We start from the raw sequence: 250 nt of genomic DNA on the forward strand, positions 1-250 counted from the left end.
CACGCTCAGCAACGAATGGGGCCTGTTCGGCACCCTGGGTGCGTTCCCGGTCGAATACACCTCGGATGCGGCCACTACCAACGGCATCGACAAGCAAGACAGTGAGACCAAGTGGCTGTTCGGTGGGCAGATCGGCGCGGACTGGAAGATCAACCGCAGCAACCGCCTCAAGCTGGCCGCGGCGTACTACCAGTTCCAGGATATCGAGGGTGAACGCTCCAGCCCTTGCTCGACGTGGAAGGGCGCACCC

General features: G+C 62.8%; 1 protein-coding gene. It reads left to right on the forward strand.

Annotation, left to right across the window (positions count from 1 at the left end):
• The coding region (locus FQ668_RS27875; RefSeq protein ID WP_178097223.1) for a putative porin at positions 1 to 250 on the forward strand (250 nt) is incomplete at both ends.

This window comes from Pseudomonas sp. Kh14, from assembly GCF_900291005.1.
Classification (GTDB): Bacteria; Pseudomonadota; Gammaproteobacteria; order Pseudomonadales; family Pseudomonadaceae; genus Aquipseudomonas; species Aquipseudomonas alloputida.